Annotated in this window: 27 protein-coding genes; 6 read left to right on the top strand and 21 right to left on the bottom strand. The window is 56.7% G+C overall.

Annotation, left to right across the window (positions count from 1 at the left end; translation table 11 throughout):
• Positions 1-25 precede the first annotated feature (25 nt).
• Positions 26-418, bottom strand: a complete 393-nt coding sequence (locus ABS784_RS05465; RefSeq protein WP_352511719.1) for a hypothetical protein — start codon at positions 416-418, stop codon at positions 26-28.
• Between the two features lie 103 nt (positions 419-521).
• On the opposite strand from ABS784_RS05465, the gene ABS784_RS05460 reads away from it, so the two are divergent.
• The 3 genes from ABS784_RS05460 to ABS784_RS05450 are packed head-to-tail and all read left to right on the top strand — an operon-like array spanning position 522 to position 1,613.
• Entirely contained in the window at positions 522-752 is a 231-nt protein-coding gene (locus ABS784_RS05460; protein ID WP_014196217.1) for a spore coat associated protein CotJA, read from the top strand.
• Positions 749-1,009 (top strand): spore coat protein CotJB, encoded by a 261-nt coding sequence (locus ABS784_RS05455; RefSeq protein WP_014196218.1) that lies wholly within the window; start codon positions 749-751, stop codon positions 1,007-1,009. The genes ABS784_RS05460 and ABS784_RS05455 overlap by 4 nt, the downstream gene beginning before the upstream one ends.
• Positions 1,010-1,043: 34 nt before the next feature.
• Complete coding sequence (locus ABS784_RS05450; RefSeq protein ID WP_011231723.1) at positions 1,044-1,613, top strand: manganese catalase family protein; 570 nt, start codon at positions 1,044-1,046, stop codon at positions 1,611-1,613.
• Positions 1,614-1,638: 25 nt separating this feature from the next.
• Here ABS784_RS05450 and ABS784_RS05445 read toward each other — a convergent pair whose 3' ends face one another.
• The 5 genes from ABS784_RS05445 to ABS784_RS05425 all read right to left on the bottom strand — a co-directional run bounded on the left by ABS784_RS05445 (position 1,639) and on the right by ABS784_RS05425 (position 5,836).
• Positions 1,639-2,085 carry a YpbF family protein gene (locus ABS784_RS05445; RefSeq protein WP_011231724.1) on the bottom strand — a complete coding sequence of 149 codons (447 nt, stop codon included), beginning with the start codon at positions 2,083-2,085 and terminating at the stop codon, positions 1,639-1,641.
• Positions 2,086-2,183: 98 nt separating this feature from the next.
• Positions 2,184-2,714, bottom strand: a complete 531-nt coding sequence (locus ABS784_RS05440) for a LysM peptidoglycan-binding domain-containing protein (RefSeq protein ID WP_011231725.1) — start codon at positions 2,712-2,714, stop codon at positions 2,184-2,186.
• Positions 2,711-3,295, bottom strand: a complete 585-nt coding sequence (locus ABS784_RS05435) for a CPBP family intramembrane glutamic endopeptidase (protein ID WP_011231726.1) — start codon at positions 3,293-3,295, stop codon at positions 2,711-2,713. The genes ABS784_RS05440 and ABS784_RS05435 overlap by 4 nt, the downstream gene beginning before the upstream one ends.
• On the bottom strand, positions 3,279-4,802 hold the full coding sequence (locus tag ABS784_RS05430) for a RecQ family ATP-dependent DNA helicase (RefSeq protein ID WP_014196219.1): 1,524 nt from the start codon (positions 4,800-4,802) through the stop codon (positions 3,279-3,281). The genes ABS784_RS05435 and ABS784_RS05430 overlap by 17 nt, the downstream gene beginning before the upstream one ends.
• Entirely contained in the window at positions 4,790-5,836 is a 1,047-nt protein-coding gene (locus ABS784_RS05425; RefSeq protein WP_352511714.1) for a YpbB family protein, read from the bottom strand. Before ABS784_RS05425 ends, ABS784_RS05430 begins: the two co-directional genes overlap by 13 nt.
• A gap of 254 nt (positions 5,837-6,090) precedes the next feature.
• Between ABS784_RS05425 and ABS784_RS05420 the strand changes: the two genes are divergently transcribed.
• The 3 genes from ABS784_RS05420 (at position 6,091) to serA (ending at position 8,803) form a co-directional block, all read left to right on the top strand.
• A complete protein-coding gene (locus tag ABS784_RS05420) occupies positions 6,091-6,339 on the top strand; it encodes a ferredoxin (RefSeq protein WP_011231729.1) in 249 nt (82 codons plus the stop codon).
• 164 nt (positions 6,340-6,503) lie between these two features.
• The gene (locus ABS784_RS05415) at positions 6,504-7,007 is read left to right on the top strand and encodes an inorganic diphosphatase (protein WP_011231730.1); all 504 of its coding nucleotides are present in this window, start codon (positions 6,504-6,506) and stop codon (positions 7,005-7,007) included.
• A 221-nt stretch (positions 7,008-7,228) separates the two neighbouring features.
• On the top strand, positions 7,229-8,803 hold the full coding sequence (serA, locus tag ABS784_RS05410) for a phosphoglycerate dehydrogenase (protein ID WP_012820732.1): 1,575 nt from the start codon (positions 7,229-7,231) through the stop codon (positions 8,801-8,803).
• 261 nt (positions 8,804-9,064) lie between these two features.
• Here the strand turns inward: serA and ABS784_RS05405 are convergent, their stop codons facing one another.
• The 15 genes from ABS784_RS05405 to ABS784_RS05335 form a co-directional block, all read right to left on the bottom strand.
• Complete coding sequence (locus ABS784_RS05405; RefSeq protein ID WP_011231732.1) at positions 9,065-9,877, bottom strand: histidinol-phosphatase; 813 nt, start codon at positions 9,875-9,877, stop codon at positions 9,065-9,067.
• A gap of 308 nt (positions 9,878-10,185) precedes the next feature.
• Positions 10,186-11,280, bottom strand: coding sequence for a GerMN domain-containing protein (locus ABS784_RS05400; RefSeq protein WP_011231736.1), 1,095 nt, complete (start codon positions 11,278-11,280; stop codon positions 10,186-10,188).
• Positions 11,258-11,803, bottom strand: coding sequence for an RNA polymerase sigma factor SigX (gene sigX, locus ABS784_RS05395; RefSeq protein ID WP_011231737.1), 546 nt, complete (start codon positions 11,801-11,803; stop codon positions 11,258-11,260). The genes ABS784_RS05400 and sigX overlap by 23 nt, the downstream gene beginning before the upstream one ends.
• A 113-nt stretch (positions 11,804-11,916) precedes the next feature.
• Positions 11,917-12,633 (bottom strand): AIR synthase family protein, encoded by a 717-nt coding sequence (locus ABS784_RS05390; RefSeq protein ID WP_352511710.1) that lies wholly within the window; start codon positions 12,631-12,633, stop codon positions 11,917-11,919.
• Positions 12,626-13,114: an ECF transporter S component gene (locus ABS784_RS05385; RefSeq protein ID WP_011231739.1), complete on the bottom strand. Its 489-nt coding sequence runs from the start codon at positions 13,112-13,114 to the stop codon at positions 12,626-12,628. The genes ABS784_RS05390 and ABS784_RS05385 overlap by 8 nt, the downstream gene beginning before the upstream one ends.
• On the bottom strand, positions 13,111-13,689 hold the full coding sequence (locus tag ABS784_RS05380; RefSeq protein WP_011231740.1) for a cob(I)yrinic acid a,c-diamide adenosyltransferase: 579 nt from the start codon (positions 13,687-13,689) through the stop codon (positions 13,111-13,113). Before ABS784_RS05380 ends, ABS784_RS05385 begins: the two co-directional genes overlap by 4 nt.
• A gap of 14 nt (positions 13,690-13,703) precedes the next feature.
• On the bottom strand, positions 13,704-14,120 hold the full coding sequence (locus ABS784_RS05375; protein ID WP_011231741.1) for a bifunctional adenosylcobinamide kinase/adenosylcobinamide-phosphate guanylyltransferase: 417 nt from the start codon (positions 14,118-14,120) through the stop codon (positions 13,704-13,706).
• The gene (locus tag ABS784_RS05370) at positions 14,072-14,704 is read right to left on the bottom strand and encodes a histidine phosphatase family protein (RefSeq protein WP_014196225.1); all 633 of its coding nucleotides are present in this window, start codon (positions 14,702-14,704) and stop codon (positions 14,072-14,074) included. Before ABS784_RS05370 ends, ABS784_RS05375 begins: the two co-directional genes overlap by 49 nt.
• Entirely contained in the window at positions 14,662-15,450 is a 789-nt protein-coding gene (locus tag ABS784_RS05365; protein WP_011231743.1) for an adenosylcobinamide-GDP ribazoletransferase, read from the bottom strand. Before ABS784_RS05365 ends, ABS784_RS05370 begins: the two co-directional genes overlap by 43 nt.
• On the bottom strand, positions 15,447-16,004 hold the full coding sequence (locus ABS784_RS05360; RefSeq protein ID WP_011231744.1) for a bifunctional adenosylcobinamide kinase/adenosylcobinamide-phosphate guanylyltransferase: 558 nt from the start codon (positions 16,002-16,004) through the stop codon (positions 15,447-15,449). The genes ABS784_RS05365 and ABS784_RS05360 overlap by 4 nt, the downstream gene beginning before the upstream one ends.
• Positions 16,001-17,071, bottom strand: coding sequence for a threonine-phosphate decarboxylase CobD (gene cobD, locus ABS784_RS05355; protein ID WP_011231745.1), 1,071 nt, complete (start codon positions 17,069-17,071; stop codon positions 16,001-16,003). The genes ABS784_RS05360 and cobD overlap by 4 nt, the downstream gene beginning before the upstream one ends.
• Positions 17,028-18,002 (bottom strand): adenosylcobinamide-phosphate synthase CbiB, encoded by a 975-nt coding sequence (cbiB, locus tag ABS784_RS05350; RefSeq protein ID WP_352511707.1) that lies wholly within the window; start codon positions 18,000-18,002, stop codon positions 17,028-17,030. The genes cobD and cbiB overlap by 44 nt, the downstream gene beginning before the upstream one ends.
• Entirely contained in the window at positions 17,999-19,471 is a 1,473-nt protein-coding gene (locus ABS784_RS05345) for an adenosylcobinamide amidohydrolase (RefSeq protein WP_011231747.1), read from the bottom strand. Before ABS784_RS05345 ends, cbiB begins: the two co-directional genes overlap by 4 nt.
• Positions 19,468-20,523, bottom strand: a complete 1,056-nt coding sequence (locus ABS784_RS05340) for a FecCD family ABC transporter permease (RefSeq protein WP_011231748.1) — start codon at positions 20,521-20,523, stop codon at positions 19,468-19,470. The genes ABS784_RS05345 and ABS784_RS05340 overlap by 4 nt, the downstream gene beginning before the upstream one ends.
• Positions 20,489-21,448: an ABC transporter substrate-binding protein gene (locus ABS784_RS05335; RefSeq protein WP_011231749.1), complete on the bottom strand. Its 960-nt coding sequence runs from the start codon at positions 21,446-21,448 to the stop codon at positions 20,489-20,491. The genes ABS784_RS05340 and ABS784_RS05335 overlap by 35 nt, the downstream gene beginning before the upstream one ends.
• Positions 21,449-21,466 lie beyond the last annotated feature (18 nt).

Raw genomic sequence — 21,466 nt, 5'->3', positions numbered from 1 at the left:
TCCCCGATCAGCATACTTCCTCCTATCATGGCCAGCGATGCGGCATCGTCTGGCGGCCTCTCAACGTCATCATACCATAAAAAAAGGAAAAAACGAAAAAAAGCGCCGCCAGCCGCCAATGGAACTGAAACGCCCAATAAAAATGGCCGAGCGCCGCCAAGCTGAGCAACCATTGGCCTAAACGGGGCAGCCGACCGGACAACAAACGCATCGTCCCGGTTACAGCGATGCTAAGAAGCGTTCCGTTGGCAGCGACGCCGAGCAAAAAACAAGCAAAAGCAAGCCATGTTCGAAACGGGGAAAACAACAGCTGCGTCAAAAACAAGGTTGGGGAAAACGGCTCAAGGGGCGGCAGCCAGCGAAAAAACAAATACGTGCACAAGACAGCGACAAAGGCGATCATCCATAGGCGGCACATTTTTTCCTCCTTATTATTGCCATGATTCGCCATGACAAACAGGCATGAACGGTACTGCTCTATCATAATATAGACTGAACTTTGCCAAAAAAGGAGGGGTTTCATGTTTACAACGCGCAAACAATATGAGCCGTATACAAGCCCGTTTGACCCATGCCCGCCGATCCGCGTGAAAACATACGTCACCGCACCAAACTTATACGTCGGATTCCAGCCGCCCAACTTGCCGCAATTCCCTCTTCGTGAAGCGTTGATGAAAGGGACGCTTTGGCAAGTGTTTTACGATCCGTACTACAGCCCTTACGAAACAAAGACAAAAGGTGATGGCTCATGAAACAAATGCCAAAGGAGTATTATGAACAGCTTGAAGAGCTGCAAGCCGTCGACTTTGCCCTCGTCGAACTGACACTCTACTTGGACACCCATCCGACCGACTATCAAGCGATTCAACAATTTAATCAACTCGCCAAAAAACGGAAACAGCTGAAAAAACAATTTGAAGCCGCCTATGGTCCGCTTGAACAGTTTGGCCATAGCTATTCCAACTACCCGTGGAACTGGGACGACACGCCATGGCCTTGGCAAGTGTAGCCGATCCATCACGAACGCAAGGGGGGAACGGATCATGTGGATTTATGAAAAAAAATTGCAATACCCGGTCCGCGTCAGCACGTGCAATCCGCGGCTGGCAAAATATTTGATCGAGCAATACGGCGGTGCAGACGGGGAGCTGGCAGCGGCGCTCCGCTACTTAAACCAGCGCTATACGCTGCCGCCGAAAGTCATCGGGCTGCTAAACGACATCGGTACGGAAGAACTCGCCCACCTTGAAATGATCGCAACGATGGTGTACAAACTGACGAAAGACGCGACGCCTGAGCAGCTAAAAGAAGCCGGGCTGGAGCCGCATTACGTCGACCATGAGCGCGCCCTCTTTTACCATAACGCCGCCGGCGTTCCATTCACGGCGACGTACATCCAAGCGAAAGGCGACCCGATCACCGACTTGTATGAGGACATCGCGGCCGAAGAAAAAGCGCGCGCGACATATCAGTGGATCATCAATATGAGCGACGACCCGGATTTAAACGACGGACTCCGCTTTTTGCGCGAGCGGGAAATCATCCATGCCCAACGGTTCCGTGAAGCGGTGGAAATTTTAAAAGAGGAGCGCAACCATAAAAAGGTTTTCTAAGCCAGCAGCTGAGCGGAACCCCCGCTCAACTTTGTTCATAATAAAGATTGATGCCATACTCCCGCTTCATCCATTCAAACAGCCGATGGCGCCCGTTCCACTGTTCTTGGTCCTGCCATAAATCGATGCTTTTTTGAATGATCTCACAGCGAAGGGCGTGAAAATCGTCTTCCGCCTTTTCGCTTTTTCCTTTGTAGTAGACGGCTGCCCAATAAACGGTGCTTAAAAGAAGCAGAATCAACACATGGGCAGGCGCAGCGAAAAACCAGGCGATCCGCTCTCCCCACGTCCCGAAAGCCGCCGCCTTGGCCAAAAGATAAAGCAGGAAAACGGCCAAACCGGAAAACGCGGCCGCCTGCAAGAGCAACGTCCGCTTTTCGAGCCGCTCCCATTTTTTCTTTTTTTCGATGACGGCCATCAACATTTCCTTCGCCACTTCATCGAGGGGAAATTCATCTGGAAAATGGACCATCTCCTCTCCCCCTTGTCCTGTTTTTATTGTCCATCATATGCCGCAGAAGGCAGCATTAGAACAAAGAAAGGGGAGCGGCAGACAATGCTTTGTTTCGCTCAATGGTTTTCGTCAAGCGGAATGCGCAGCGTTTGCCCTGGCTGAAGGCGGCCCGTCGACAAGCCGTTTTCCTTTTTAATGAGATCGATCGCATCAGGCGTGCCGTAATATTTCATGGCGATGCTGTAGAGCGTCTCATTGGCTGCGACGACATGGGTGATGATTTTTCCTTGTTCATCATCGGTCTTCTTTTCCCGGCCGCCGACGCTTCCTCGGTCGGCGGCGCTCTTCTGCTTCGATTTGGCCGCCTGTTCTGTCCTCTTGACTTCGTCGTCTTGAATAATGCGCACCGTCTCGCGGCCGCTTTGATCTTCATGACGAACGACTGTGACCGTGTCGGACTTCGATTGGACATGGTGGATGGCCAGCACGACTGCCGGCAACGCCAAAAACAAGAACACGAGCAGGCGGGCCGGGACGTATTTTCGCTTTTGTTCTTCTTTTTCCCTCCGCCGTTTGATGCGCGAGGACGGCGCGCTCTCATCGATCCGCAAGCGCCGCCCAGCTCGGCGCTCCTGTGTTCCTTTCATCGCTTCACCCCTTCCTCCCGCTGCAACCGAATATGCAAAGCGAGCACCACATCGATCAAAAAGTGGGCGACAACCGTCACCCATAAACTCCCGGTCTGTTCGTAAAGCGCACCGAGAAACAAACTGATGAGCACAACCATCAGAAACAAAAACCATTTTTCCAAATAGCGCACATGCAGCACAGCAAAAATGACGCTTGCCGCTCCAAGCCCCCAATGCGTCTGCACAACACCGCGAAACAGCCATTCTTCCGTCACAGCGATGAGCGCACATAAAAAAAAGAGATGCGGAATCGAGCGGCCGCGGAATATTTTTTCGTTCACCCCGCCGTCGTCATGCCAATCATCCGGCAAATAGCGCATGGCCAAAAAATCGACCGCCAGCACGAGCGCCGCCCCGCCCGCTCCGTATAGCAGCACATCGGTGAGATCGAACCGCCAAAGCCGGCGCCACTCCGCCCAATCGAACAAAAAGAGCGAACAGCCGCCGGCGGCAAGAAGCAGCAACCCTTGCGTTACATAAAGATGAAAAAGCAGCTCGCGCTCTGTCATCTGCCGGATTTGTTCACTTTGCCGTTTCATTCGTCCGCCCCCCGCCAAAAAGCATGTCCCACAACTCCTCGCGCCAATGGCGAACCGGCGCCTCCTCCGGACGGCGGACGGCTCGTTCATAGCCGTCAAGCGAAAGCCCGCAGCGATCGCAGCAGACATTCTGCTGATCCGTCAGCTCCTCGCCAAACGCGCGGACAAGCGCTTGACGCCGGCACGAAGACAAGTGCACCCATTCATCCATTTCCTGCAGTTTTTTCCGCTTCCAGCGCCGCCGCGCCTCGATGGCGGCTGCCATCCTGCCGTACAGCCGCTCTTTCGCCTCCGCTGTCAGCCAACCAGGCATCGCCCGTTGTTCCCGTTCTAAAAAATACGCCAACAGCCGCTTTTGTACGTCGGTGAATCCGGCAGCCTCGAGCGTCGCCATCGCCGCTTCCCATCCGGCTCCTTCCGGCAGCCGCCAACACCACTCACGCAGCTCGCGCGGACTTAACAGCTCGGCCTCCGCCACCGCCTGGGCCATGGCCCGGTCGCCGTCCGCATAAAATAACACAGCAAGGCTTGGCGCTCCGTCGCGCCCCGCGCGCCCGATTTCCTGCACGTACGCCTCGAGCTGGGCCGGCATATGAAAATGAAGCACAAATCGGACGTTTTCTTTGTTCACGCCCATGCCGAATGCGCTTGTACAACATACGATGTCAAGCTGACCGTAGACAAATTGCTGCTGCACGAGCAGCCGTTGCTCCCCGTCCATGCCGGCATGGTAATAGGCGACCCGCCCCGCGCCGCACTGTTCGAGCCGGCGCGCCATCTCTTCCGCCCATTGACGGCTCGAAAAATAAATGATTCCCGGGCCTTCGAGACGCTTGGCATAATCGGCCAAGCGCGCCGCTTTGTCCTCCGTTGATGAACAATGCTCCACGCACAAGGCGATGTTCGGACGATCGACGGAATGAATATGGCGGCGGGCGCCATCCATCCCGAGCGTGCGAATAATATCCTCCTGCACCTCGGGCGGCGCCGTCGCCGTCAACGCCAAACACGGCGGGGCCCCGAGCGCGCGCCGGATCTCCCCAAGCTTTAAAAAGTCCGGGCGAAAGTCATATCCCCATTGAGAAATGCAGTGCGCTTCATCGACGACAAAAAGCGAAATGCATACGCGCCGAAGCGCCGTTAAAAATTTTGCCGACTGCAGCATCTCCGGCGACGCGTAAATAAAGCGAAACTCCGCAAGCGAAGCGAGCGCCTGCCATTTTTCTTCGGCATCAAGCAGGCTGTGAAAAGCAATCACTCGCTTTTCCCCGCGCCGGCGCAACTGCTCGACTTGGTCCTCCATGAGCGACACAAGCGGCGAAACGATCAGCACACTGCCTTGAAGCAAATACGCTGGCAGCTGATAGCAAAGCGACTTGCCGCTTCCGGTCGGCAGCATCGCCAGCACGTCGCGCCCAGCAAGCACATCTTCCGCCACTTCCCGCTGACCCGGGCGGAATGAAGCATGTCCGAACTTCATGCGCAGCGTTTTCGTCAACTCGTCCAACGTCCCACTTCCTTTGCCAACACGAGCCGAATTTCGAAATAGCTGACTTTGCCATCAAGCGCCTCGCGAATCTCTTTCAATTTCCTCGTCCTAAGCGCCTGCGCCGCCGCTCGAATGGCCGCCGCCTTTTCATCGTCGACAAACGGGGCGATCGAAAAACCGGACACATTGGCAGCGATTTCGACAACGTGATCCTCAATCGTGCTTCGCTTCAAGCGGCGAAGATTGGAAATATCTTCTATCGTTTTTCCTTTCCGCAGCCATTCGTACGTTTTTTGCGCCGATTGTGTCAGCACCGCCGGCGTCAGTCCGCTCATCAATTCGGCCATCATCGGAACGCGTCCAGCCTCAGCTTCCGCCATGATGTAATGAAGCACGTTGCGGAATTGAAACTGCACGTAGAGCGCGTCCTTTTGCAAATAGGCCGCGATTTGCTCCATCGTCCAGCCGATGCGGACCGCGCTCGTCAAACGCAGCGTAAAGATCACCGCCGCCTCTTCCGAAACCGCTTCAAGCAGCCGGATGAGCTCTTGATACAGCGTCTCGGCCAACATCTGGCTCGATCCTTTTGCAAGCAAATATTGCTTCACCCATTGAAGCGTCCGCTCGTCGCGGCAAATCGGTGCAAAACGCCGCCCATAGACGAGGTTTGACAATGTCTGCCCGATCAAGGAAAGACGCTGCCAAAACAGCGGTTCCGCCTCATGATAGCGCCAGCCGTTCAGATGGCGGGGGAAAAGCGCTGCTTGCTCGGCAAGCCATTCTTCCCCTGCCGCGGTCAACGTGTATGTCCGCTGTTTCGCGGATAAAGCGAGTCGCTGTTCGACAAGCGCCATTGCCGCTTCCTCGAGCGCCGCCATCGTCACATTCTTCCATGTGCCAAACAGCGGCTCAAGCTGAAACCATTTGCTGTCTTGGAGCGTCTGCGCCGATTTTTTTCCCGAAAATAAATGATACACCGCCGCCAGCGTCCGTTCGCCGTTGAAGCGGCGCAAGCAATGGGCGAGCAAAAATGAGGCATAGCCATGCCGCATCCTGCGTTCCTCCCTCGCCTCTATTGTAGCAAAAATCGCCCAACCGGTCGGCAGAAAAAATCGATCGGTTGACAGTTCCGCCATATGATAACAAAACTAAATAAGATGCATATGTGTAAAAATACAAGAGAGCGATTTTTTTGTTGAAAAGCCGGCCGTACGGTCTTATTATTAAAAGTGAAAAGTTCATTTCCGAGCAGGCAACACGGAGATGGCCCGTCCGTTTCCAATAAACTTGGGGAGGTTCGATTTTTATGCCAAAGTATACGATTGTGGATAAAGAGACTTGCATCGCCTGCGGAGCTTGCGGCGCCGCCGCTCCCGACATTTACGACTACGACGAGGACGGCATTGCCTACGTCACCCTTGATGACAACCAAGGCATCGTCGAAGTGCCGGAGATTTTGATTGACGATATGATGGACGCCTTCGAAGGCTGTCCGACTGAATCGATCAAAGTTGCTGACGAGCCGTTTGACGGCGATCCGAATAAATTCGACTGACATTCCCCCTCTTGCCTTGCCGGCAAGAGGGTTTTTTGATGCAAGCGTGAAATCACAAGTGGCGCATCTTGAACGAACGTGCTACAATAAGATTGGCTTGTCCGCCGCGCCTGCTGGGTGGACAAGTTTTCATGTATACATAACCAACAAAGGAGGAACGGGTTATGGCATTCGAAAATAAAATTGTCGAAGCGTTTATCGAAATTCCAACCGGGAGCCAAAACAAATACGAATTCGACAAAGAACGGGGCATTTTCAAGCTCGACCGCGTCCTATATTCACCGATGTTTTATCCGGCTGAATACGGCTATTTGCAAAATACGTTGGCGCTGGATGGCGACCCGCTCGACATTTTGGTCATCACGACAAACCCGACGTTCCCGGGCTGCGTCATCGACACGCGCGTCATCGGCTATTTGAACATGGTCGACAGCGGCGAAGAAGATGCGAAATTGATCGGCGTTCCGGTCGAAGATCCGCGCTTTGACGAAGTGAGATCGATTGAAGACCTCCCGCAGCACAAACTGAAAGAAATCGCCCACTTCTTTGAACGCTACAAAGACTTGCAAGGGAAACGGACGGAAATCGGCACATGGGAGGGGCCGGAAGCAGCCGCCAAATTGATCGACGAATGCATCGCCCGCTACAACGAACAGAAAAACAAGTAATCCGTCCAACATCTCATTTCACCAGACGCCGTTTTTCTATTTCCGAACAATTTTGCCCATGTCGTTTGATATGGGCGCTTTTCTTTTTCAAACCCCGAACATTCCTGCTCAAAAAAACGTTTTCATTGGTATGACTTCTTTTTCCCCCATTGACAGAAACCGCTTTCGCATGTTAAATTATCAGAAATTTAACATCCTTGAAACAGAAAGGGGCACCCACTGTGTTTCGCGTACTCGTTTCCGACGCCATCAGTGAAGAAGGTTTGGCGCCGCTCTGCGCATCGGCGCAGATCGACATCGTGCAAAAGAAAACAACCGAAGCGGAAGAGGAATTGCACACCTTTGACGCTTTGCTCGTGCGCAGCGCCACCAAAGTGACGGAAGAACTATTGGAAAAAATGCCGAACTTAAAAATTATCGGCCGCGCCGGGGTGGGCGTCGACAACATTGATGTCGATGCAGCGACGAAACGCGGCATCGTCGTCATTAACGCGCCAAACGGCAATACGATTTCGGCCGCTGAGCATACCTTTGCCATGATGGCCGCCCTCGTCCGACGCATCCCGCAGGCGCACATTTCCGTCAAATCGAGGGAGTGGAACCGCTCGGCGTTTGTCGGCAACGAGCTGTTTGGCAAAAAATTGGGCATCATCGGCTTCGGCCGCATCGGCTCGGAAGTCGCCAAACGGGCGCGCGCCTTTGGCATGAGCGTGCACGTGTACGACCCATTTTTAACGAAAGAACGCGCCGAAAAACTCGGCGTCTCGATTCACTCGCTTGACGAAGTGCTGGCCGTGGCTGACATCATCACCGTTCATACGCCGCTCACGAAAGAAACGCGCGGGTTGCTTGGCACGGAAAACTTGGCGAAAACGAAAAAGGGCGTCTATTTGATCAACTGCGCCCGCGGCGGCATCATCGACGAACAGGCGCTCATCCCGTTCTTGGAAAGCGGGCATGTCGCCGGCGTCGCCCTCGACGTCTTTGAACAAGAGCCGCCAGGGGATCATCCGCTTTTAGCGTTTGACAATGTGATCGTCACGCCGCATTTAGGGGCGTCGACCGTCGAAGCGCAGCTGAACGTCGCCACCCAAGTCGCGGAAGAGCTGCTCCACTTTTTTGAAGGGCGGCCCGTCACCTCATCGATCAACTTGCCGGCGTTGTCGAAAGACGTCTATGAAAAAATTCAAGCATTCTATCATTTAGGCCGGAAGCTCGGCTTGATTGCATCGCAGTTTATGAACATCCCGGTGCAAGAGCTGTCGGTCACCTACGCCGGCACGGTCGCTGATCTGGAGACGACGTACATCACCCGCAGCCTGCTCGCCGGCTTCCTGCGGCCGCGCGTCGCCTCAACCGTCAACGAGGTAAACGCCGCCATGGTCGCCAAAGAGCGCGGCATCACATACGGCGAAAAATTTTCCGATGAAACGCACGGCTATGCGAACTGCATTTCGCTCACCGTCCATGGCGAAAACAAAACGTTCACCATCAAAGGGACGCACGTGCCGAACTACGGCGACCGCATCGTCCATTTTGACGGCGTCGCCATCGACTTTGCCCCGGAAGGCCATCTCCTGTATATCCAGCACCAAGACCGGCCGGGGATGATCGGCAAAGTCGGGAACGTGCTTGGGGCGCACGATGTCAACATCGCCACCATGCAAGTCGGCCGCCAAGAAGCGGGGGGCAAGGCGATGATGATCTTATCGCTTGACAAACCGGTTGATGATGAGGTATTGCAGGCGTTGGCGCAAATTGATGACATCGAAACGGTGAAGCGGCTCGAAGCGTAACCACCCGCTTCTGCGGGCAGATCATACAAAAAACGCAGGCCTTCCCAGAAAGGAGCCTGCGTTTTTCGTTCGAGCAAGCCCCACAGCAGCCATTCGCATCGTATAGTTCCCTCTTGCGAAAAGGCGATGATCATGACCCAAAAGGTTGTTTTTCCTTAAACCAAACACAATGCATCGTTTCTTCATGATTGTTTTACGCCTACATACTAAGAAAGGGTGTCCCGATCCTTTTGGGACACCCTCGTGTTTTGTCAGTTCCGTTCAGCCGAGCGGCACCGCCTTCCGCTCGCCTTTCGAGAACGTCATCAGCTCGGTGTAGCCGACACTGCGGGCGAGTTCCACCGCCTTGTCAAAATCGGCGCCGACATGCTCAGGCACGTGCGCGTCGGACGACAACACAATCGGAATGCCTTTGTCATAGCACATTTGGAGCAGGCGCGGATCCGGATACAGTTCGCCAACCGGCTTGCGCAGCCCGGCGGTGCTGATTTCGACGCACGTTTTCGAATTGGCGAGCGCTGTTGTCGCCCGGTCGTATTGTTCAAGCAAAAATTCCTCATCTTCCGGGACGTATTTAAAAATTTTCACCAAATCGAGGTGGCCGATAATGTCAAACAAATTCGACTCGGCGAGCGTCACGACTTGATCGAAATATTTGCGGTATGTATCGTACAAATCGCGCCGTTCCCACTCGTGGCGATATTCGGCTAAGTCGATGCCGAAATCGTCGACCCAATGGATCGAACCGATGACATAGTCAAACTCGTATGAGCGGATAAAGGCGGCCATTTCCTCGTGTTTGCCCGGCGTATAATCCATTTCGATCGACATTTTCACATCGAGGCCCGCATCCCACGCTTCGTGGAACAGCCGGACATAATCGTCCATATCGTAGCAGCGGCGCGCGTCGACCCACGGGTTGGACAAAATGTTTTTCGTTTGGTAAAAATGGTACGCGTGCTCGGAAATGCCGAAATGCTGGATGCCTTTTTTGACCGCTGCATCCGTGAACTGGCGCAAATAATCAAGCGTCAACGCCCCTCGTTCCAAATGGTTATGATAATCGGTCAACATCGGTGTTTCTCCTCTCCTGCTGTTTTTCTCATTATAACGCATTACCGCAAGAAAGGACAACCGTTTTGCGAATATTCATCCAATCATCCGTTGGCGCCGACAAGAAACAACAGTCCGACGCATACCGCCACACCAGCCACCGCCAAAAGGCGTCTCATCACATCGCCCATTTCCATCCCTCCTTGCCTATGTCGCACCATATATGTCTTATGTCAAAACGAACGCCGATAGAACGGCCTCGCGTCGACATTACCAAAAATGTAACAAAATGATACCGTCTAAAAACCGCTAAGAGCTCACGCTGGCGGCTACGGGCCGGTTGCCAGCAACGCGGCGTTCGGTCCGGCCGGCACGTTGATCGGCTTCCCAAGCGGATACGGGCCAAGAGTCGATAACCCGCTCGATTCGAATGTGACGTCAAGCAGCCCAAACTCTTTCGCCGTCAGCAGCACGGCCTCCGCCATGCTCGCCGCTTCTTCCGCGCTTGGCCGAGCGGACAAATGAAGCCGGACCGTAGCATGGCGCGCATCGACATCGACCGAATCAACTTCCACCCCTGGTGGAATGGCCGGCTCAAGCCCGTGGATCGTCGATTTTTTCATCTGCTGCAGCGCCTCAGGAAACGAGCGGGCGCTGCCTAGCGCCGGGATGAGCACCGGATAGCCGAAGGAGGAGGAGCGGTTTTGATAATACATTCGCTTCTGCTCATTGATTTTTGTCGTTTTTAGACGACCCAACACTGGCAAATCGAGCCCCTCCTCCTCCCCAGTGAAAAAGCGGATGCTTCGCCCGCCCATCTGCCGCACTGTTTCCATGACCGCGTCGAAAAAGAGGCGCTGTTCCTCATGGCTGGCGGCAAACACGCGATGGCTCGCTGGAACGCGAACAACCCATACGCGCCCATCGCCTGCCGCCGGGGCCATCTTCACACCGTCGAGCCACGCGGACGCCTCACGCAACGGGGAACGGGCAAGCTCACCGAGCGCCGCGGACAGCCGTTCTTTCGGCGCAAAACGGCCAGGAAGGGGAACAACCACTGGCACCACTTGGCCGATTCGCTCATCGGGCAAGGCAATCACCACTGCATTCGCCGGTTCGCTGGCGGCCATCATCGCTTTTGGGTGAGAGGAAGCGCCATCCGCCTCTAGCGTCTGAACAGGGGATGAGGAAGCCTCGTTTTTGTCCGAACGTGTTGGAACGATAAAATGCGGACCGGCATAAACCGCCAATGCAAGCACGGCCGCCGATGCAACCGCTGGGAGCCAACGCCGCTTCCAGCGCGCCATCCGCTGAGCGCGCACCAGCCGGACATACACTTCTTCTTTCGTGCGCCGGTCTTTGATGACGGGCAACTGTTCAAGGCCATGTTCAATGCATCGCTCATTCCAATTGAGCTTTTTCACACCGCCACCCCTCCTGTTTTGCCTCTTCCTCCATATATTGCTTGAGCGCCTTTAGTGCGCGGTGCTGCGTTGTTTTCACTTTACTTTCCGTCCAGCCGAGCGCTTCCGCCGTTTCCGCGATCGACAGCGACTGGATGAATCGAAGGACGAGCACAAGCCGCTGATCAACCGTGCAGCGCGCCAAACCACGGTACATAAGCTGAATTTCCTCTTTTTGAATCGCCATTTCCTCAGGAATCGGCTCGTCGGCGCCGATTTGTTCCTCGCTCCATTCCGCCGAACCAGCCCATTGGCGTCGGCGTTTTTGCTTGCGAAAAAAATCAATGGCCACATGGCGCGCAATGGACAGCAGCCACGTTTTTTCGCTGCACTGCCCTTTAAATCGTTTGTATGAGCGCAGCACTCTGACGTACACTTCCTGAACCAAATCTTCGGCCTGCTCTCGATTCCGCACCATGTAGAATAAAAAATTAAACAAATCATGATGGTACTTTTCATACAACTGTTCAAAGACGGGGTCCATCGCTTCTCTCCCCCTATCTCCTCCATGGACCACGACAAAAAAATCCCATTATCTTCATGATAACGGGTCCGAGCGAAAAAGGGAATGATTTTTTCACCAAAAGCAGCCGGCTTTTACCACTCGACGTGCAGTGGAAAAAAGAGAGAGCCGGCTTGCTTTTTGATTTCACGTTCGCCATCTGGATCATAACTGACAAGCACCGACGTCGCCGGGCCGCCGGAGGAAAAGAGCGGAAGCGGGCATGCGCAGGCCCGCCCTTGGCGGCCGTTAGCGGCTAACAGCTGTGTCCATTCGTAATAAATACCTTTCGAGCCGATGGGAATCAATTCGTAAATGTATGGTGTGCGGAGAAGCGCGGCAAACAGCGGAAGCGGCGCAACCCATTCCGGATGCGAAAGCACGGCCGAGCCGACGAGAGGACGGCCGATGACGGCAAACTTCGCCTCTTCGGGTGTGATGCCGATTCGTTTCCGTTCGTTGGCCACCGTCCCGATGGCCGTCACTCCAAGCGCCGACTGCACGGTGGGAAAATTCGATTCCGTGCTGCCGGTGATCGGGAGATCAATCCCCAGCTCGCGGCACGTTCTCCTGACACCGCGGCAAAGAGCTTCCCACCGGTCATCAGCGATGAAGTTTTGCAGCACGACGACCCTCGCTTCCGCTCCGACGCTCAACAGCTCCATCAAGGCAACGCGGGCGGAAAAATACGCAACAACATCCACCGAGACGGACACCACATCACCCGGCTTGTCCCCGACCGCCGCCAAACCGTCGGCCGCAACGGCGAGCTCCATGCCGTCGACAAACGGAAGGAAAAGCACATCACGCATGCGGCGCCTCCACCCCCGCTTTCGCCGCCAACCGGACGACAACCGGCATGACGGCCAAAGCGATCAACACGTTGACCGCCGCGGCTGCCGAAAGCGGCGGAATGACGGCAAAAACAAACGGCCAGCCGAACGAAACGGCAAGCGGCAACGGCGCCAAAAACGCATTGCCGATGAAAAAGACGACAGCGCTGCCGATTTTCCATCCCCGCCGATGCAGCACGGCGAACAGGGCGCCAAGCCCCGCCATTTCAAGAGCGACAAACCAATGAACTGGGCCGAGCGGAAAACCGCCGATCAACGCCGAAACCAAATGCCCAAGCCCAGCGACCGCCGCTCCGGCGCGCGGGCCAAGAACCCCGGCGGCGACAAGCGCCGGTGCGCTGTCCAAAGCGATGCTGCCGACAAACGTCGGCAGCTTGATGAACGATCCGATCGCCGAAAGCGCCAAACAAACGGCCGTCCAAGCCAAGCGGCGGTTCATTGTTTCTCCTCCTTGTCGCGGAACACAATCGCGCTCCGTTCATACTCGATGTCCTTCACCCCTAAACGCGCGTTCACGACCCGGGCAGCGGCGAACAAATAATCGGACAGGCGGTTCATATATTTGAGCACAACATCGTTGATCGGCTCCGCTTTTTGCAAGGAAACGATGCACCGCTCCGCCCGTCTTGCCACCGTACGCGCCATATGGAGCGCCGCAGCCGCCTTGGAGCCGCCCGGCAAAATGAATTTTTGCAATGGCGGCGCTTCTTGCACGTGCGCATCAATGCGCTCTTCTAAAAATGTGACCATCGCCTCGGTCACCTTATACGGAAGCTTGCCGTTGACGATGGCCAGGTCGCCGCCGCAGTCAAACAGCTCGTGCTGGATTTTTTGCAGCTCAGCGCAAAGGTCGCGAAACCGTTCATCGCCGGCCAATAACGCAAGCGCCCATCCGATGAACGAATTCGCCTCGTCAATCGTTCCGTACGCCTCGACGCGCAAATGGTCTTTGTCCACGCGCCCGCCGACTAAACTCGTTTTCCCTTGGTCTCCTGTTCGCGTATACAATTTCACTGTTCCTCTCCCCCTTATTTCAATTGTTCCGCCAGTCCGCACCAAAGCCGGTCGACGCGGCAGCACAAGGAAGCTAGTCGCTGGTAGCACATTCCCACGGCGTCGCGCCAGCGCCGCTCTTGCGGATCAACCGGAACAACGCCTTGCGTCACATCGGTGCCGATCCAAACGACCGTGCGGTTAGGCGCTGCCGCTTCCCACCGCTGCCAAGCGCGGAAATAGGATTCCCACTCGTCTGGGTCCGGACGGGGGCGGATGGCGGCTTCCAACCCGTCAAAGACGACCGTTTTTGCCGTTTCGATGCCATCCGGCGGCCTATACGGCTCCACATAACCGTTATGCCATACAATATGAACTCCATCATTTATTCCATACCGTTCCCTCACCCATTTTCGTTTTCCTTGAAACGCACCACCGATAACGAAATGCACCGCTCTCCCCCTTTCCAACGCTCGATCGTCGATTCCAATGTATATCCGCCGGCAAATGGCACCTCCCATTCCCAAAACGAACGAGCATCGGGCGCATACTGCTCGAGCAGGAGGCGAATCGGGCCGCCATGGGTGATGACAGCCACATGACGGGCGCCCGCCCGCTCAGCGAAAGCAATCGTCTCCGCAAGCGCCTGTTTGATGCGCGCTTGAAAGTCGGCATAACGCTCCCCGCCGGGCGGCGCCGCAGAAAAGGGCGACGCAAGCCATTGGCGGTAGGCGGGCTCCGCTTCCAGCTCAGCAAACGTTTTTCCTTCCCAAGCGCCAAAGTGAAGCTCGCGCCAACGGCTGGTGCACCAATCTGCCCCGCGTCCGCCAAACAGCAAGGCGGCCGTTTCTCGACAGCGGTGAAGGTCGCTTGTAACCATGCAGTCGACCGGATACGGCCGCTCAAGCTGCAAGCGGCACAACCGATTGCGCTCCGCGGCCGCAAGCGGCGCGTCCGTCCAGCCGATATACGCCCGACGTCGGTTTTGTTCCGTCATCCCATGACGGATGAGTGTAAGAGCCAAATGACGCCCCATAGCACCGTCTCTCCTCCTTCGATCAGCGCGCCGAGCACATCACCGGTGATGCCGCCAAACTGTTTTTCCGCCCACGGCTTTGCCGCCGCCGCCAAAACGACAGCCGCTGCAGCCAGCGCCGCCCCTGTTTGCACCGAAATGGCGGTGGATGCACAAAGAAGCGAAAGCAATACAAAAGCGAGTCCAAGCGCCCAAATGGCATCACGCCATGAACTATATTCGCGAAGCGATGCAGCCATTCCTGTCGGCTTTGCCAGCTTGCCGACGGAAAGAAGCCAGGCAGCCCCGGCCCGCGACAACAGCGGAACGGCGGCGAACAGCGCCGGCGGAATGCCTGTCTGGAGCGATTCGTACAGAAACAGCCAACGAAATGACAACAAACAAATAAGCGACAACACCGCAAACGCGCCGACGCGCGGATCGGACATGATCTCTTGCCGCCGCTTGACGTCGCGGTACGAAAAAAACGCGTCGCTCACATCCATAAAGCCGTCAGCGTGCATCCCCCCGGCCATCCAAATGCCGAGCCAAAGAAGAAGAAGCGCCCAAACAAGCGGCGAGCTGAATGAAAACGTGGAAAAGAGTGCATACACTCCGGCCGAAAGCGCCCCGATCAGCGCCCCCGCAAGCGGCATACAGCGCACGAGCCAGCGGACATGGGCGGCGTTCCATGCGATCGAGCGCCGAATCGGGATCGTGGTAAACAGCTGCAGCGCCAACAACCATCCGTTCCATGCTTGCTTCATCCCGGCCACCGCCCTTTTTTCACGCGGAGAAGGCCGCATTCAACGACCGCGGCGGCCGCCGCTTCCGCGACCAACTGTTGGTGAAGCAAGCCAAGCGTTTTCATGTAGCGAAATGTGCCAGGATCATCCGGAACACCCCCGGCAAACAGCTCGTTCGATACAATCACGACCGCACGGCAGGCATCCGCCCACGCCCGCACTTCATCGAGCATGCGGCAAGCAACAGCTTGAGCGGTTGCGTCTGTTTTCCAATTTTCACCAAAGAACAGCTCGTGGGCGAGCCATGTGGTCAAGCAATCAAGCAGAACAACATCATCAGGGTGCAAGGAAGCGGCAATCTCCTGAGAAGAGAACGGGGCTTCCCACACTGTCCAATGCGCGGCCTGCGCCGCGCGCCGCTCTTGATGACGGCGGATGCGCTCCGTCATTTCTTCATCCATTGCCTGCGCGGTGGCGATATAGTGAAGCCGACCGCCGCGAGAAAGCCGGATGGCGCATATTTCCGCCGCTTCACTTTTTCCGCTGCGCGCGGCGCCGCTGACAAACACCATCATCCGCTCCACCTCGCAAGCGCTTCAAGAAGCCGATCGTTTTCCACCTGCGTTTTGACCGCAAGCCGCACGTAACGTCCGTCCAGTCCAGGAAAATTCATTGTATGCCGCGGGACGATTCCTTGCTGCAATAAATAGAAAAACAAATCCTCTGTCCGTCCGGAGAGCGGACGCAGCAAGTAAAAATTGACGACCGACGGCGAGACGGCATACCGGCCGGCCGGCAGCGACCGAAACACGCGCTCCCGCTCGGCGGCGATCCGTTCTTTCGTCCACTTGACAAACGATTCCATCGCCATGAAACGAAGCGCCAATTGTTGGGCGATGCAGTTTGTGCTCCATGGCGGCTGATGCGTTTTCAGCGAAGCGATCACCGCCTCGTCGGCAGCGACATAACCAAGGCGCACGCCGGCCAGATGATGAATTTTCGTCAACGATCGAAGCACAATGAGGCGCGGATAGCGATCCAGCCAACGCATGGCTGTAAATCCGCCGCGCCAAAACGGATAGAACGCCTCATCCACCACGATATACGTCCCCGCTTGGTCCGCTGCAGCGACGAGCGAGCGGAGATCACGCTCCGGCATCACGGTTCCGGTCGGATTGTTCGGATGACAGAAAAAAACCGCGTCGCATTCCGCCGCCCATGCCGCCGCTTGGTCAATGTCGTACGAAAAACCGCGGCTTTCCTCTGCCAGCAAAGACTTGACTTCGCATCCGTAAGCAAGGCAGGCGCGCCGATACTCGGAAAACGTCGGCTCCAAGATGCCGACGCGCCGGCCGGCAAGCAGCGCGGCCAACAAATAAATCGCCTCCGCTGCCCCGTTCGTCACCAGCACTTGTCCGGGTCGAATCTGCTCCTGCTTGGCAACGAGCTCCCTGAGCGCCTTCGCTTCCGAATCCGGATACTCACCGGCCCAGCGAATCCATTCCTCGCCGTTCGGCCAAGCCGACGGCGGCAGGCGATATGGGTTCGTATTGACGCTGAAATCAATGTATTCGTCTGGAGGGGCCAATCCGCATTGCTCATACAACGCGAGCGGATTCGCCCCATGCGCCGGCCAACGCAACGATCATCCCCCCGATCCATAGCAGCAATAACGTAAAGGCGAGCACCGTTCTGATCATGATGCCGACCGCCTGGCGAATATGAACCGAGCGCAGCGGAACATCGGGATCGCCGAGTGTCGGCCGCTCAGAGACGACGCCGCCATATGTATTCGTCCCGCCCAGCTGCACCCCAAGCAATCCAGCCATCGCCGCCTCGAGCCAGCCGCTGTTCGGGCTTGGGTGGCGGCGGGCATCGCGAAACAAGATCGACAGCGCCAAACGAAGGCGGCGGCCGCCGCAAACCAACACCATCACGAGCGCCGTCAGCCGCGCCGGAATGTAGTTGAGCGCATCGTCCAGCCGGGCGGCCGCCCAGCCAAATTCGCGATACGTTTCATTTTTATAGCCGAGCATCGAATCGCACGTGTTCACTGCCCGGTACAGCATGGCAAGCGGCGCGCCGCCCAAGGCCGCGTAAAAGAGCGGAGCCGTGATGCCGTCGCTCGTATTTTCCGCCACCGTTTCGACGCAGGCGCGGGTGATGCCGGCCTCATCGAGCCGCTCGGTGTCGCGGCCAACGATCATCGACAGCGCCCGCCGCGCCTCGGGAAGATCGCCCGCTTCAAGCGGCCGGCGCACATCCTCAGCCGCTTCAGCGAGGCTTTTGGTCACAATGGTGGTGAAAATGAGCGCCGCCTCGATCGCCACCCCCACGTATACGGACAGCGCGTAGCCCACATAAACGACCAACGCCGATACCCCGTAAACAGCGGCCAACACGACCGCCACGGCCGCCGCCCCTTTCGCCCGCCGCTTTGTTCCTTGATTCCAGCGGCGGTCAAGCCACGCAATCAGCGTTCCCATCCCGCGCACAGGGTGCGGCAGCCAGCGCGGGTCGCCAAGCAGCGCATCCAACAGCAAAGCCAACGTCATTGCCAGCAAATGCGTCATCGCCGCCCCCTCCGCCGCTTGTAGCGGTCAAGCGCCTCGATCGTCGCTTCATACACGAGCCGACCGATCGCGCGCCCGAGTTCCGTCGCCGTTCCGGCATAGGCAAACGTCCGCCCGGTTTGCGTCGCCGCCACGGCGAGCGAATCGGTCGACGTGCCGGTGGCAAGCGTCCCTGTTTCCAGGTCGCAAACCGAACAGTCGGCGAGCGCTTTTACCTTCGCTTCCGTCGCTGTCATCATCGCCTGGACAAACGCCGCTTCCGTCAGCACTCCGTCAATGACAATCACCATATTGATCGTTCCCGGCCTTGCCGCAAGCGGCTTATGCTGCCACGCCCGAGCGGCATCAACCGCATTGCCGACGCCAGCGGTCGTCATGATTGCAACCGAAAACGCTTCCCCTTCTTTCTGAAGCCAAACGGCATCATGGACGTCAACCGCCGTCATCATGCCGATCGTTCGTTCCGGCGAAAACCCGTGCTGCTCCAAATAGCGGCGCATGTCTCCTTCCGCATCGCCGCAATCGTAATCCAACCCGACTTGGCGGTTGACAAAATGGGTCGCCCATTGAAACCCAGCGCCGATCAATGCCGAGGACAGGACGCGAAGCGGCTGGCAGGAGGCCAGAACAGCGGCGTCATCAAGAAAGGACAAACGCAGCCCGCCGGCCGACGATTCTTCTTGTTTCCCTTTCGGCACAAACGAAAACATCGGCTTTGCCGCCGCCGGATGAGCCAGACGCACAATCGGCGCGGCAAACACTTCCTCAAGCAGCGCCGGCGTCATCACATCTGTCGGCGTTCCAAGCGCCGCTGTTTTTCCTTCTTTTAACACAAGCACCCGGTCGCAATATAAGCTAGCGACGTTCATATCGTGAAAGACGGCGACGACCGTCAAATCGCGGGAGCGGGCAGCTTCCGCGAGCCGGTCCAAAAGCCGGACTTGGCCGCTCACATCCATATGGTTCGTCGGCTCATCCAGCAAGAGCAGCTGCGGCTTTTGGGCAAGCGCCCGCGCCAAATAGGCGCGCTGCCGCTCGCCGCCGCTTAGCCGCTCAAGCGGCTCATCGATTTTGTCAGCCAAGCCGACCGCACGAAGCGCTTCTTGAACCGCGGCTTCATCCTCTTTCGTCCACGTCGGAAACAAGCCGCGCTGATGAGCGTAACGGCCGAGCGCCACCGTTTCTCTCACCGTATAGCCGGGCGCCGCCTCCGCCGTCTGCGGCAGGACAGCGGCAAACCGCGCCCATTGCTTCGCAGACAGCGCCAAAAGCGGCTGGCCATGAATCTTGATCTCACCGCTGGCAAGCGGAAGCTCTTTGCAAATGAGTTTCAGCAGCGTCGTTTTTCCGCTGCCGTTCGGCCCGACGATGCCAAACAGCTCCCCTTTTTCCACGGAAAACGTCACACGATCAAGCACTTGCTTTGGTCCATACCGATGCGATACGGCCCGCACCTCAAGCATCATCATCCCATCTTTCGCTTCATTTTTCGGAAAAACAAGACGGCAAATAGCGGGGCGCCGATCAGCGCGGTGATGACGCCGATCGGCAGTTCGCGCGGTTCAATGATCGTCCGCGCCGCCACATCGGCAAGCACAAGAAACGCACCGCCATACAAGAGAGACAGCGGCAGCAGCACCCGATAGTTTGGCCCGCACACAAGCCGAACCATATGCGGAACAACGAGCCCAACAAAACCGATCGTCCCGGACACCGACACCGCCGCGCCGGTGAGCAGCGCCGCCGCCGTCAAAATGATGACTTTTCGGCGCGTAACATCAACGCCGACATGAAGCGCCGCCGCCTCGCCAAAAGCAAACGCGTTCAACTCGCGGCCGTTGGCGAGAAGCACCGCCGCGCCGATGAGAAAAAACGGCAACAAAAGCCCGCTGTATTTCCAGCCGCGCATCGCGACGCTTCCCATCAGCCATGAGATGATTTGCCGCAATTCTTCCCCGGTCAAAGCGATCATCAGTGAAATGAAGGCGCTGAAAAACGCGCCGAAGATAATGCCGGCTAAAATGATCGTCTCAACCGACAGCTGCGGCTCAACCGCGCGAGTGAACGCCAAAACGGCGACAAGCGTCGCCATGCCGCATAAAATGCTCACGATCGGCAGCGTGAACGTGCCAAAGAGCGGCCATTGCCAGCCGAGAAAGATGACGAGCACCGCCCCGACCGAGGCGCCGGACGAGACGCCGAGCGTATACGGATCGGCGAGCGCATTTTTCAGCAACCCTTGGAACGCCGCGCCAGCCAGCGCCAATGACGCCCCGACCAAAAAAGCGAGCACGACGCGCGGCAAGCGGATCGCCATCACGATCGGCACCCAATCGGCCGGAATGTCAGACGGAAGCGGCATACCAAACCATTCGGACGCAAGAATGCGAACAATAGAAGAAAAGGGAATCGACAGCGATCCTGTCGATATCCCTACGAGCAACGATAACATGGCCGCCGTGACGGCCAATATATACATCCACGTTTTACTTGAACACATCCGGGTAAACGGCTTTGGCAAGTTCCTCGACCCCTTCGACAAGGCGCGGACCCGGGCGGCTTACTAAGTCGGTGTTGACGTCATACACCCGCTTGTTTTTCACCGCCGGCACGTCTTTCCAAGCAGCGCGCGCAAACACTTGCTTCGCTCCGCCGTATGTCGTGATGATCACATCCGGCTTATAGGCCACTGCTTTTTCTTCCGTCACCATCGGCCAGCCTTCCAAGCTGCCGGCGACGTTTTTCGCTGAAATCACTTGAAGCATCTCATCCATAAACGTCCCTTTGCCGGCCGTATACAGCTGCGGCGGCGGCGACACTTCAATCCAGACGTTCGCTTGTTTGTCCGCCGGGATTTGTTTCGCTTTTTCTTGAATTTGCGCAAGCTTCTCTTTCATCTCATCAATCACTTGCTTCGCTTTGTCCGACGCCCCGGTCGCTTTGCCGATCAATTCGATGGACGCATACACATCGTCGAACGACTTCGCGTCATTCACGACAAGCACGGTGATGCCGGCGTCTTTCAATTGCTTGAGGCCATCGCGCGAGTTATGGGCGCTTGACGCGTGGGCCAAGACAAGATCCGGTTTGAGCGAAATGATTTTCTCGACGTTGAATTCCATGCCGCCGATTTTCGTTTTCGTTTTGACGTCTTCCGGGTAATTGTCAAAATCGCTGACGCCGACGATCTTATCGCCCAACCCCAACGCATAGGCGATTTCCGTATTGCTTGGGATGAGCGAGACGATCTTTTTCGGTTCCGCTTTGATCGTGACATCCTCGCCAAGCCCGTCTTTCACCGTCACCGGAAACGCCGCTTGTTCCGTTTTCGGTTCTTCTTTTTTCGCTGGCTGGGCGTTGCTATTGGCTCCACCGCTGCAGCCGACCAGCACGGCGGCCAGAAGGAAGAACACCGCCACCACCGCCGGCCATGTCCAACGTTTCATCCGTCATTCCCCCTTCAG

The organism is Geobacillus sp. G4 (genome assembly GCF_040327975.1).
In the GTDB taxonomy this organism is placed as follows: Bacteria; Bacillota; Bacilli; order Bacillales; family Anoxybacillaceae; genus Geobacillus; species Geobacillus thermoleovorans.
Note: the sequence above shows the minus strand (reverse complement) of the source record. Positions and strands in the feature narration are given on the sequence as shown.